The following is an 11,891-nucleotide window of genomic DNA, read 5'->3' as shown; positions in this document are numbered from 1 at the left end:
GTGGACAACTCGGCGCGCGACTACGGGAGGAGCGTTCCGCTCTGAGCCGTCCCATGCGTACCCGTCTCGCGCTCAGCCCGGATAGACCGGCGCCGACCCGTCCTTGTCGACCTTCTGCCACTGCGCCCCGGACGGCAGTCGTACGATCCCGTCCTCCGAGTAGGCCACCAGCGGCACCCGCTCGTCCTCGGACGCGGCGATCGCCTTGACGCTGGTGAGCGCCCCCGGTGCCGGGCCGTCGAGGGTGGAGCCGTCGACCTGGACGTACCGCATCTGCTGCACGCCCCCCTGCTCCTGGCCGACGACCAGCAGCCTGCTGTCCCCGGCCCAGGAGATGGCGCTGACCTGCTCCAGGTCGGGCGCCGCCGACCGCAGTCCGTCCACCGAGATGCCCTGCCCGGTTCCGTCGTCGCGCTGGATCCGTCCGATGAAGAGGGACTGTTTGCCGTCCTTCTCCACGACCAGCGCGATCCGCGCCCCGTCGGCGGCCACCCGCGCGTCCTCGATCTGGCCGGACAGGTCCGGGACGGCGACCGGCTCCGGCTTGTCGGCGCCCTGTTCCAGGACGAACAGCCGCGGCCGGTGCGGGTCGCGGTCGGCCACCCACAGGTCGCCGCGGGCGTCCCAGCTCGGGGTGGCGAGCCGGTGGTCGGGGGTCGTGCCGGCACTGGTCAGCAGCGGATCACCGAGCGATCCGTCCGACGCCAGCGACGTCACGTACAGCGTCCTGCCCTCGTCGCCGATCCCGGCCGCGGTGTGCTCGTCCCGCGACACCGCCACCGACTGCAAGCCCCGGCCGCTCTCGCCCAGCGGACCCGGCACCGGCACGGACGCCGTCCCCGTGCTCCCGGTCTGCATCCGTACCATCCGGTGCTTGCCGTCGAGGAAGTACAGGTAATCGGGACGCTTGGACGACCCGTGCCAGGCGACGGACTCGGCGCGCTCCCCGGTCAGTTCGCACAGCCGGTCGCCGCCGGTCCCCCGCAGCTCGACGGAGTCCAGCGTCGGCGCCAGGTTCCGCAGGGTGAACAGCATCTGCGTCGCCATCTCGGTGCACCTGCCCGGCGCCACCCGGGACGGCTTGAGGTTCAGCGGCACCGTCAGCTTGTTCTGGTCGTCCGGTGCCAGCCCGGAGACGCCCTTCTGCAACGCCGTGCCGGTCGGGAAGCTCGACCTGACCACCGGTCCGAGCCACGTCGTGGGTCCGTTCAGCAGCGAGCGGACCAGCTGGGTCATCGGGTCGACCTTGCTGCGCACGAACACCGGGTCGGCGACCGCCACCGGCTGGCCGCTCGCCCCGACGGACGCGTCGGAGGCGAAGTAGTACTTGTCGACGGACCTGTAGTTGCGCTGGAAGTCCGACTTGCCCATGACGACCCCGTTGGGCAGCCCGTCGATGCGCCACTGCCCGTTCTTCGCGTCCTTCGTGAGGTGCAGCTTCTTGCGGTAGGTGCCGTCGGCGGGCTGGTAGGCCTGCTGCTCGTCGACCGTGGCGACCTGGCTGCCGGACAGCACGCAGGTGACGCTGTTGGTCTCCTCCCGGCCGCCCGGACGGCAGTCGGTCTCGATGGTCGGACCGTTCGCGAGGACGGTGGTCGACTGCTCGGGCCGCCAGGTGCGGGCCGCGTCGGCCGTCAGGTACTTGCGAGCCGTGTCATATCCCGGGTCGTCGCTGGTCAGCGCCTCCAGGAAGCCCTGCATGATCTCGCCCGGACCGGCGCCGTCGGCAGGCGGCATGGCGAACACCCGGACCCCGGTGTCCTGCCGCGGCGTGGACTCCACGTCCCGCAGGTCCCCGCTGTCGGGCATCGAGGCACAACCGGCCAGCAGTACGACACCCAAGGCGGCGTACGCCACCGCGCGCCACGACCGCCGCCGTGCGCCCCCCTCGCGGTCAGCGGCCACGAAATGCCTCCCCTGGCTCGGTCGAGTCCTGCGGCGTGGCCGCGTCCGGCCGGCCCGCGTTCGCGCCGGGCGCCGGACGTGCGGCGGGCCCGTCGACCGGACGCCGTGCGCCGGCGGTGGGCCGGGGCACGACGCGCGCGCCGTTGCCGTTGCCGGGCAGCGCGGTCGGGTCGACGGCCGGGGTGGCAGTGGCCAGCCGCGGCGCGATCTCCGCCCGCGGCGGCAGCGCGGGCGCCTGGACGCCGTTCTGCTGCACCGGAACGGTCGCCCGCTTCTCCTCGCCCGCCCTGGGCAGGCCGGCGTCGTCGAGGCCGCGGTTGCGGCGGGAGTCCTTGGGCTCCAGCGGTATCGGCGAGCCCCGCAGCGGCTCGTCCGCCGTCCTCGGCAGCGTCAGCCGGAACTGGGAGCCACCGCCCGGCTCGCCCCACGCCTGCAACCAGCCGCCGTGCAGCCGCGCGTCCTCCAGGGCGATCGACAGCCCGAGGCCGGTACCGCCGGTGGTACGCGCGCGTGCCGGGTCGGCCCGCCAGAAACGGCTGAAGACCCGGGTCGCCTCACCGGGCTTGAGTCCTACGCCGTAGTCCCGCACCGCGACGGCCACGGCTCCGCCCGCGGCGGCCAGCTTGACGACGACGTCCTTGCCCTCGCCGTGCTCGACGGCGTTGACGACGAGGTTGCGCAGAATCCGCTCCACCCGCCGGGCGTCCGCCTCGGCGACGACGGGCTGCTGGTCACCGAGCACCCGTATGCGCGTGCCCTTGCGCTCGGCGAGCGGCTCGGCACCGCTCACGACCCGCCGGACGACCTCCCTGAGGTCTATCGGCTCGGCCTCCAGCGCCGCCGCCCCGGCGTCGAAACGGCTGATCTCCAGCAGGTCGGCGAGCAGCGACTCGAACCGGTCCAGCTGGTCGGCGAGCAGCTCGGCCGACCGCGCGGTGACCGGATCGAAGTCCTCGCGCGCCTCGTGGATGACGTCCGCGGCCATCCGGACGGTGGTCAGCGGGGTGCGCAGCTCGTGCGAGACGTCGGAGACGAACCGCCGCTGCATCCGCGACAGGTCCTCCATCTGCTGGATCTTGCCCTGCAAGTTCTGCGCCATCTTGTTGAAGGCCTCGCCCAGACGCGCGATGTCGTCCTCGCCGGTGACCTTCATCCGCTCCTGCAACCGCCCGGCCGACAACCGCTCCGCGATCCCGGCCGCCATCCGCACCGGCGTGACGACCTGCCGCACCACCAGCCAGGCGATGGCGCCGAGCAGGACGACGACGAACAGCCCCGCGGTGGCGAGCGTGCCCTTGACCAGGCTCAGGGACTTCTCCTCCTGCGTGAGCGGGAAGAGGTAGTACAGCTCGTACGGGCGGCCGTTGGGGTCGTTGACCTGCTTGCCGATGACGAGCCCCGGCTGCGAGTCCTTGCCGCCGTAGTAGACGATCCGCGTGTTGCTCTGGACGGCCGACGTGCCGCTGTTGACCCGCTCGCGCAGGGCGGCGGGCACGCTGGACGTCGGGTTGACGTTCCCGGAGCCGCGCGGGCTGCGCCCGCCGCCGCTGTCGTCGCCCACGGGCAGCGTCACCACGTCGAAGGCGCCCGCGCCGCCGCTGGACAGCGACTCCACGAGGTCGCTCATCCACTGGATGACGTTCTGCGACTGCCGCCCGTCCCCGGTCGCCGTGCCGTCAGCGGTATCGGCCCCGGCTCCCGCACCGGTCCCGCCGGCCGCCTCGTCGGCCTTCTGCTTGGCCACCGCGAACCCGCCCGTGGCCTGGCTCTGCGACGCCTTGACCTTCGCGTCGAGCAGGCCGTTGCGCACCTGCCCGATCACGACGAAGCCCAGCAGCAGAACCACACCGAGCGACATCAGCAGGGTGGTGGCGACGACCCTGAGCTGGATGTTGCGCCGCCACAACCGCATCACCGGCAGCAGCGGACGGCGCACCCAGCGCAGGAACAGGCGAAGGACCGGGCTGCCCTGGACCCCGCCCTCAAGCAGCCCGCCGTCGAACATGGCGCGCCAGCGCGCACCCGCCGCCGTCCGGCCGACAGGCCGCCCCGGACGGGCCCCAGAACCGCCGGGAGCCGAAGCGGCGCTGTCCCCGGACATGTCAGCTCGGTCCGGCCTTGTAACCGACACCACGGACGGTCACCACGATCTCCGGCCGCTCCGGGTCCTTCTCGACCTTGGAGCGCAGCCGCTGGACGTGCACGTTGACGAGCCGCGTGTCGGCCGCGTGCCGGTAGCCCCACACCTGCTCCAGCAGCACCTCACGGGTGAACACCTGCCAGGGCTTGCGCGCGAGCGCGACCAGCAGGTCGAACTCCAGCGGGGTCAGCGCTATCGACTGCCCGTCCCGCTTCACCGAGTGCCCGGCGACATCGATGACCAGGTCACCGATGGTGAGCTGCTCCGGTGCCGGCTCCTCCGACCTGCGCAGCCGTGCCCGGATCCGGGCCACCAGCTCCTTCGGCTTGAACGGCTTGACGATGTAGTCGTCGGCGCCCGACTCCAGGCCCACGACGACATCGACGGTGTCGCTCTTGGCCGTGAGCATCACGATCGGCACACCGGACTCCGCCCGGATCAGCCGGCACACCTCGATGCCGTCCCGTCCGGGCAGCATCAGGTCGAGCAGCACCAGATCGGGCTTCGCCTCACGGAAAGCGGCCAGCGCCTTGTCGCCGTCGGCTACGAAAGACGGCTCAAAACCTTCACCACGCAGCACGATGCCGAGCATCTCGGCCAGTGCGGTGTCGTCGTCGACGACAAGGACTCGTCCCTTCATAAACGACATCATCCCATTCTCATAACAGCGACAGGCGCCCTGGTGAGGGAGGTCACTGGCCGGTGACGATAGTCGTACGGGGCCGTCACTGTCTGCCCCTGTCCGTCGACGACGACGCCAGTCACCGATGTCAACTCGACGCCTGCGGAGCCCCAGCCGGTGGCCGGGCGCACAGTTCCGCGAGCGCCTCGGCCGTCACGGGCGAGACCACGCCCTCCTCGGTGACGATCGCTGTCACCAGTTCAGGCGGGGTCACGTCGAACGCCGGGTTGTACGCCTGTGTCCCCAGCGGTGCCATCGGAATCCCACCTCCTGCTCCCGCCGCCTGGGGCGCCGCCATCTCGGTCACCTCGAAGCCGGGACGCTGCTCGACCTCGATGGACGCCCCGTCGGGAGTGCCCGGGTCGACCGTCGTCAGCGGCGCCACCACGATGAACGGCACATGGTGGTACCGGGCGAGCACGGCGAGCGGATAGCTCCCCACCTTGTTCGCCACCGAACCGTCGGCCGCGATCCGGTCCGCTCCGATCAGCACCGCGTCCACCTCACCCGCCGCGAACAGGGAACCCGCCGCGTTGTCCGTGAGCAGGGTGTACGCCATACCGCTGCGGGCCGCTTCGTACGCCGTCAGGCGAGCGCCTTGCAGCAGCGGACGCGTCTCGTCCACCCACAGCCGCCGCAGCCGGCCCGCCCGGTGCGCGGCGAGGGCCACCGCGAAGGCCGTGCCCTCCCCGCCCGACACCAGCGACCCGGTGTTGCAGTGGGTCAGAATCCGGTGCCCGCCGCCGGACAGCACCTCGTCCAGCAGCGCCAGACCATGGGCCGCCATCCGGGCGCTGGCCTCGGCGTCCTCCTGGTGCAGCGCCCGCGCCGCGGCCAGCGCGGCCACGGCGGCCGCGGTCGGGTCGCCGGTCCGGGCCAGCGCCGCCTGGTGCGCCGCCCGCGCCCGGCGCACCCCGACGGACAGGTTCACCGCGGTGGGCCTGGCCTCTTCGAGCGCCCGCGCGGCCTCGGCCACGTCGAAGCCCCGCGCGGCGGCGAGCGCGACGCCGTACGCCCCCGCGATCCCGAGCAGCGGCGCCCCGCGCACGGCGAGCGAACGGATCGCCTCCACCAGCGCCGCCGCGTCCGTGCACACCAACTCGACCTCTTCGGCCGGAAGCCTCGTCTGATCGAGAAGGACCAGTACGGGACCTTCTGGTGGTTCCTCCCATCGGATCGCCGGTATCTCGGTCGGCCGCTTGTCCCCGCCGGTTCGCGCCTGCTGATCAACCATGCCGTCAGTCTGCCCCGGATCCGGCGGACAATTGAAGGCATCCAGCCGCCACCATGGCCGATCCCCCGGTGACCGGCCCATGGCACGATGGCTGCCAACCTGCCGCCGCGACCGCGGACGGGCACCGAGAAGGAGCTTCGATGACTGACACTCCGGGCTGGGCCTCGCCCGGATCCGCCCCGTCGTCCGAGGGGCGGGAACCCGGTGCTTCCGGCCCCGCCGAGCCCGCAGACCGCCCCGGCCCGAGCGAACCGGCGCCGCAGCCGGGCGCGGACCCGCAGGGCCCGGGTTCGAAGTGGTCCACGGCGCAGCCGCCGGCCGGCCAGTGGTCCGCGCCCACCGGTGCCCCGAGCCCGAACCAGGCACCCCCGCCCCCGCCACCCGGCCCGGGCTGGGGCGGCGAGCAGCCCGGCGGCCCCGGCCCCGGCCCCGGCGGGTACGGCACCCCGGGCGGCTACCCCGCCTGGGGCGGCGGCTGGGGAGGTCCCCCGCCGGCGGCCAAGCCCGGCGTCATCCCGCTGCGCCCGCTCGGCGTCGGCGAGATCCTCGACGGCGCCGTCTCCACCATGCGCACCTACTGGCGCACGGTCCTCGGCATCGCGCTGGCCGTCGCCGTCGTCACGGACACCTGCCTGGTCCTCGTCCAGGGCTTCTTCGTCAACGACGCCCTCGCCCGCACATCGCTCGACAGCCGCACCGCCACCCTCGACGACGCCTACCGCTCCCTGCGCGATTCCATGATCGGCACCGGCATCGTCACGGTCATCTCCGCAGCCGCCGTCATCGTGGCCACCGCCCTGCTCACGACCATCACCAGCCGCGCCGTGCTCGGCAGGCCGGTCAGCACCGGCGAGGCCTGGCGCGAGGCCCGTCCGCAGATCCCGAAGCTGGCCGGACTGCTCATCCTGCTCGGCCTGATCACCATCGGGGTGATCGTCGTCGGCGCACTGCCCGGCTTCCTGGTCCTGCTGAGCGGCGGCAGCGACGCCGGCGGGGCCGCCCTGTTCGCCCTGGGCATCCTCGGAGGAGTCGTCGTCGCGGTGTGGCTGGCCATCCGCTACTACCTGGCCGCTCCCGCCCTGATGCTGGAACGCCAGAGCGTCACCAAGGCCATGAGCCGCTCCGCCAAGCTGGTGCGCGGCTCCTGGTGGCGCGTCTTCGGCATCCAGCTGCTCGCCTGGCTCATCGCCAACATCGTCTCGGCCATCGTCACCATCCCCTTCGCCCTCATCGGGGCCGCCGTCAGCGGTGACGGCATGGACGACTTCCTCGGCACCAGCGGCGGGCACGTCGGCTGGGCGTTCCTGATCATCCGGGGCATCGGCTCCCTGATCGGCACCACGCTCACCCTTCCGATCAGCGCCGGCGTCACCGTGCTCCTCTACATCGACCAGCGCATCCGCCGCGAGGCCCTCGACCTCGAACTGGCCCGCGCCGCCGGCGTCCAGGGTCACGGCACCGGCGTCCCCGGCCCCGTCCCCGGGAGCTGATGCGGTGAGCCTCACGGGGGGAGTTCTCACGGCGGCGCCCCCATCGGGCACCGCCACCGCGGTCGCGGGCCGGCTGCTGCGTGCGACGGACCGGGTCGTGCTGGCGGCCAGTGGCTCGGGAGACGAGCCACCAGTGACCATCGGGCGCGATCCCGCACGCGAGGCGGCCCGACGCGAGCTGTCCAAGGGGATGTACCACGAGAACGACCCCAGCCTGCTCCAGCGTGCCCTGAACGCGTTCTGGGACTGGCTCGACCGGGCCCTCGGCTCGGCTGCCTCGGCGACCCCTGGCGGCGCGGTCGGCCTGGTCGTCGTCATCCTGTTCGTCGTCGCCGTCCTGGCCGCCCTGTGGTGGCGCCTGGGCACCCCCCACCGCCGGCCCGCCTCGGCCGCAGTCCTCTTCGACGAGCGCCCCCGCAGCGCCGCGGAACACCGCGCCGCCAGCGAGGCCCACGCGGCCCAGGGCCACTGGAACCAGGCCGTCCAGGAACGCATGCGGGCCCTCGTCCGCTCCCTGGAGGAACGGGCCCTGCTCGACGTACGCCCCGGCCGCACCGCCGACGAAGCAGCCGCCGAGGCCGGGAGCGTCCTGCCCGCGCACACCGACCGACTGCGCGCCGCCGCCCGTGAGTTCGACGACGTCACATACGGCGGACGCACGGCCGGCGAGCCGTCGTACCACCGCCTCGCCGAACTCGACCGCGACCTGGAACACACCAGACCGGCCCTCGCCCACAGCCCCGCCAGCGCCACCACCAAGGCCCAGAACACCCGCCAGGGGGCCGCCGAGTGACCACCGAGGCCACCCCGGCGACCACCTCCACCGCGTCCTCCGGCCGCCAGCTGTGGACCCGGACACGAGGCATCGCACTCGCCGTCGTCCTGCTCCTGGCCGCGGCCGTCGCCATGGCCGCCGTACGCTCCACCACCCGCCACGGCGACCTGGACCCGCGCTCGCCCGACCCCTACGGCAGCCGCGCCGTCGCCCAACTCCTGGCCGAACGCGGCGTCTCCACCCGCGTGGTCACCACCCTCGGTGCGGCCCGCGCCGCCACCGGCCCGGACACCACCCTGCTCGTCGCCGTACCCGACCTGCTGACCCACCGCCAACAGACCCAGCTGCACGCGGCGACCGCGTCCTCCGGCGGGCGGACCGTCCTCGTCGCGGCCGGCAGCTGGTCCGTCGAACGGCTCGCCCCCGGGGTCGCCGCGGACCCCGCCACCAGCGACAGCTCCACCCTCGACCCGGACTGCACGCTGCCCGAAGCCCGGCGCGCGGGCCCCGCCGACACCGGCGGCACCCGTTACACCACCACCCGCCTCGACGCCGACTCCTGCTACCCCAGCCAACGCCTCGCCACTCTGCTGCGCGTCCCCGCGACCTCCGGAGGCGGTGACACCGTCGTGCTCGGCGCGCCCGACATCCTCTACAACGACCGCCTCGACGAGCAGGGCAACGCCTCGCTCGCCCTGCAACTCCTCGGCTCCCGCCCCCATCTGGTCTGGTACCTCCCCTCACTGTCCGACGCCTCCGCCACCGAGAACGGCGAGCGGAAGAGCTTCCTCGACCTGCTCCCCTCGGGATGGCTCTGGGCCACCCTGCAACTGTTCATCGCGGCAGCTCTCGCCGCCTTCTGGCGAGCGCGCCGCTTCGGCCCCCTCGTGCCCGAGAGACTCCCCGTCGCGATCCGTGCCTCCGAGACCGCCGAAGGCCGCGCCCGCCTCTACCGCAGCGCCAACGCCCGCGACCGCGCCGCCGCCGCTCTTCGCTCCGCCACCCGCACCCGCCTCGCCCCCCTCGTCGGCGTCCCCGTCACCCAGGCGCACACGCCCGAGGCCCTGCTTCCCGCCCTGTCCACCCACCTGGCCGGCGACGGACAGGCCCTGCACTCCCTCCTCTTCGGGCCGCCACCCGGCGACGACGCGGCCCTCATCGCCCTCACCGACCAACTCGACGCCCTCGAAAGAGAGGTACGCCGTTCATGACGGACCCGACCACTGACAACGCCGGGCAGAGCGCGGACCCGGGCACCGCCCGGGCCTCCCTGGAAGCCCTGCGCGCCGAGATCGCCAAAGCCGTGGTCGGCCAGGACCCCGCCGTGACCGGACTCGTCGTCGCCCTCCTCTGCCGCGGACACGTACTACTAGAAGGAGTCCCCGGGGTCGCCAAAACGTTGCTCGTCCGCGCCCTCGCATCCGCACTCGAACTCGACACCAAGCGCGTCCAGTTCACCCCCGACCTGATGCCGAGCGACGTGACCGGCTCCCTCGTCTACGACACCCGCACCGCCCAGTTCTCCTTCCAGCCCGGCCCGGTCTTCACCAACCTCCTCCTCGCGGACGAGATCAACCGCACCCCGCCCAAGACCCAGTCCTCCCTGCTGGAGGCCATGGAGGAACGCCAGGTCACGGTCGACGGCACCCCCCGCCCGCTCCCCGAGCCCTTCCTCGTCGCCGCGACGCAGAACCCGGTCGAATACGAGGGCACCTATCCCCTCCCCGAAGCCCAACTGGACCGCTTCCTCCTCAAACTGACGATCCCTCTGCCCTCCCGGCAGGACGAGATCGACGTCCTCACCCGGCACGCCTCGGGCTTCAACCCCCGCGACCTGCGCGCCGCCGGCGTACGCCCGGTCGCCGGCCCCGCCGACCTGGAGGCCGCCCGTGCCGCGGTCGCCACGACGGCCGTCTCCCCCGAGATCACCGCCTACGTCGTGGACATCTGCCGCGCCACCCGCGAGTCCCCCTCCCTCACCCTGGGCGTCTCCCCGCGCGGCGCCACCGCCCTGCTCGCCACCTCGCGCGCCTGGGCCTGGCTGACCGGCCGCGACTACGTCATCCCCGACGACGTGAAGGCCCTCGCCCTGCCCACGCTGCGCCACCGGGTCCAGCTGCGCCCCGAGGCCGAGATGGAAGGCGTGACCACGGACTCGGTCATCCACGCGATCCTCGCCCACGTCCCGGTCCCCCGCTGATGGCACTCACCGGACGCGCCGCCCTCCTCGCGGCCCTCGGCTCGATCCCCGTCGGCGTCCTGGAACCAAGCTGGACGGGCATCCTCGCGGTCAACGGCCCCCTGGCCCTGGCCTGCGCCTGCGACTACGCACTGGCCGCGCCGGTACGCCGTCTCCAGCTCGCCCGCTCCGGCGACAGCTCCATCCGCCTCGGCGACAGCGCCGACGTCACACTCACGATCACGAACCCGTCCCGCCGCCCGCTGCGGGCACGGCTGCGGGACGCGTGGCCACCGAGCAGCTGGCAGCCGGGCACCGAGATCGACGCCTCCCGGCACCTGCTGACCGTGCCACCGGGTGAGCGCCGACGCGTGACGACCCGACTGCGCCCCACCCGCCGCGGCGACCGCCAAGCCGACCGCGTGACGATCCGCTCCTACGGCCCCCTCGGACTCTTCTCCCGCCAGGGCACCCACAAGGTCCCCTGGACAGTACGGGTTCTGCCCCCGTTCACCAGCCGCAAGCACCTCCCCTCGAAACTCGCCCGATTGCGTGAACTCGACGGCCGAACCAGCGTGCTGACCCGCGGGGAGGGAACCGAGTTCGACAGCCTGCGCGAGTACGTCCCCGGTGACGACACCCGATCGATCGACTGGCGCGCCACGGCCCGGCAGTCGGCCGTCGCCGTCCGCACCTGGCGCCCCGAACGCGACCGCCACATCCTGCTCGTCCTGGACACCGGCCGTACCTCGGCCGGCCGGGTGGGCGACGCACCGCGCCTGGACGCCTCCATGGACGCGGCCCTGCTGCTCGCTGCTCTCGCCTCGCGCGCAGGCGACCGCGTGGCGTTGCTGGCCTACGACCGCCGGGTCCGCGCCCTGGTCCAGGGCCGCGCGGCGGGTGATGTACTGCCTTCCCTGGTCCATGCGATGGCGACACTGGAACCGGAACTCGTCGAGACCAACGCTCGCGGCCTCACCGCCACCGCGCTCCGTGCCGCGCCTCGCCGCTCCCTGATCGTGCTCCTCACGACGCTGGACGCGGCACCGGTGGAGCAGGGACTGCTTCCCGTGCTCCCGCAACTCACCCAACGCCATACTGTTCTGGTCGCCTCGGTGGCGGATCCGCACATTGCCCGTATGGCGCAGGCCCGGGGTGACACCGAGGCGGTGTACGAAGCGGCGGCAGCGGCTCAGGCACAGAGCGAGCGTCGGCGCACTGCCGAGCAGCTTCGCCGTCATGGGGTGACGGTGGTGGACGCGACCCCTGAGGATCTGGCGCCGGCGCTTGCGGATGCGTATCTGGCTCTCAAAGCGGCGGGTCGACTCTGAAATGCTTCGACCCGTCGGCGTCCCCTCGGGGACGTCGAATTGCCCTCAAACGCAGAAAACCCCCGCACCGAAGGTGCGGGGGTTTTCTCAACATTTGTTCGGCGGCGTCCTACTCTCCCACAGGGTCCCCCCTGCAGTACCATCGGCGCTGTGAG

At 72.9% G+C, this 11,891-nt stretch carries 9 protein-coding genes; 5 read left to right on the top strand and 4 right to left on the bottom strand.

Annotated features, from left to right (window positions below; translation table 11 throughout):
* Positions 1 to 72: 72 nt before the first annotated feature.
* The 4 genes from IE294_RS26720 to mtnA form a co-directional block, all read right to left on the bottom strand.
* The gene (locus IE294_RS26720; protein ID WP_229917354.1) at positions 73 to 1,905 is read right to left on the bottom strand and encodes an LpqB family beta-propeller domain-containing protein; all 1,833 of its coding nucleotides are present in this window, start codon (positions 1,903 to 1,905) and stop codon (positions 73 to 75) included.
* Complete coding sequence (gene mtrB / locus IE294_RS26715) at positions 1,895 to 4,006, bottom strand: MtrAB system histidine kinase MtrB (RefSeq protein ID WP_189890262.1); 2,112 nt, start codon at positions 4,004 to 4,006, stop codon at positions 1,895 to 1,897. Before mtrB ends, IE294_RS26720 begins: the two co-directional genes overlap by 11 nt.
* A gap of 1 nt (position 4,007) precedes the next feature.
* Positions 4,008 to 4,697: a two-component system response regulator MtrA gene (gene mtrA / locus IE294_RS26710; protein ID WP_005316841.1), complete on the bottom strand. Its 690-nt coding sequence runs from the start codon at positions 4,695 to 4,697 to the stop codon at positions 4,008 to 4,010.
* A gap of 118 nt (positions 4,698 to 4,815) precedes the next feature.
* Entirely contained in the window at positions 4,816 to 5,961 is a 1,146-nt protein-coding gene (gene mtnA, locus IE294_RS26705; RefSeq protein ID WP_189890260.1) for an S-methyl-5-thioribose-1-phosphate isomerase, read from the bottom strand.
* 140 nt (positions 5,962 to 6,101) lie between these two features.
* Here mtnA and IE294_RS26700 point away from each other — a divergent pair, with 140 nt between their 5' ends.
* The 5 genes from IE294_RS26700 to IE294_RS26680 are packed head-to-tail and all read left to right on the top strand — an operon-like array spanning position 6,102 to position 11,736.
* Positions 6,102 to 7,451 carry a proline-rich domain-containing protein gene (locus IE294_RS26700; protein ID WP_189890258.1) on the top strand — a complete coding sequence of 450 codons (1,350 nt, stop codon included), beginning with the start codon at positions 6,102 to 6,104 and terminating at the stop codon, positions 7,449 to 7,451.
* 4 nt (positions 7,452 to 7,455) lie between these two features.
* On the top strand, positions 7,456 to 8,244 hold the full coding sequence (locus IE294_RS26695) for a DUF4129 domain-containing protein (RefSeq protein WP_373315853.1): 789 nt from the start codon (positions 7,456 to 7,458) through the stop codon (positions 8,242 to 8,244).
* Complete coding sequence (locus IE294_RS26690; protein ID WP_189890256.1) at positions 8,241 to 9,437, top strand: DUF4350 domain-containing protein; 1,197 nt, start codon at positions 8,241 to 8,243, stop codon at positions 9,435 to 9,437. The genes IE294_RS26695 and IE294_RS26690 overlap by 4 nt, the downstream gene beginning before the upstream one ends.
* Positions 9,434 to 10,426: an AAA family ATPase gene (locus IE294_RS26685; protein ID WP_189890254.1), complete on the top strand. Its 993-nt coding sequence runs from the start codon at positions 9,434 to 9,436 to the stop codon at positions 10,424 to 10,426. The genes IE294_RS26690 and IE294_RS26685 overlap by 4 nt, the downstream gene beginning before the upstream one ends.
* Positions 10,426 to 11,736 carry a DUF58 domain-containing protein gene (locus IE294_RS26680; RefSeq protein ID WP_189890252.1) on the top strand — a complete coding sequence of 437 codons (1,311 nt, stop codon included), beginning with the start codon at positions 10,426 to 10,428 and terminating at the stop codon, positions 11,734 to 11,736. The genes IE294_RS26685 and IE294_RS26680 overlap by 1 nt, the downstream gene beginning before the upstream one ends.
* Positions 11,737 to 11,891: the final 155 nt, after the last annotated feature.

This window comes from Streptomyces canarius (assembly GCF_014650735.1).
GTDB lineage: Bacteria > Actinomycetota > Actinomycetes > Streptomycetales > Streptomycetaceae > Streptomyces > Streptomyces olivaceoviridis.
Note: the sequence above shows the minus strand (reverse complement) of the source record. Positions and strands in the feature narration are given on the sequence as shown.

Coding starts and splice junctions, on each gene's coding strand:
- IE294_RS26680 (WP_189890252.1), top strand. CDS start 10,426: ATGGCACTCACCGGACGCGCCGCCCTCCTCGCGGCCCTCGGCTCGATC.
- mtrB (WP_189890262.1), bottom strand. CDS start 4,006: ATGTCCGGGGACAGCGCCGCTTCGGCTCCCGGCGGTTCTGGGGCCCGT.
- IE294_RS26700 (WP_189890258.1), top strand. CDS start 6,102: ATGACTGACACTCCGGGCTGGGCCTCGCCCGGATCCGCCCCGTCGTCC.
- mtnA (WP_189890260.1), bottom strand. CDS start 5,961: ATGGTTGATCAGCAGGCGCGAACCGGCGGGGACAAGCGGCCGACCGAG.
- mtrA (WP_005316841.1), bottom strand. CDS start 4,697: ATGATGTCGTTTATGAAGGGACGAGTCCTTGTCGTCGACGACGACACC.
- IE294_RS26685 (WP_189890254.1), top strand. CDS start 9,434: ATGACGGACCCGACCACTGACAACGCCGGGCAGAGCGCGGACCCGGGC.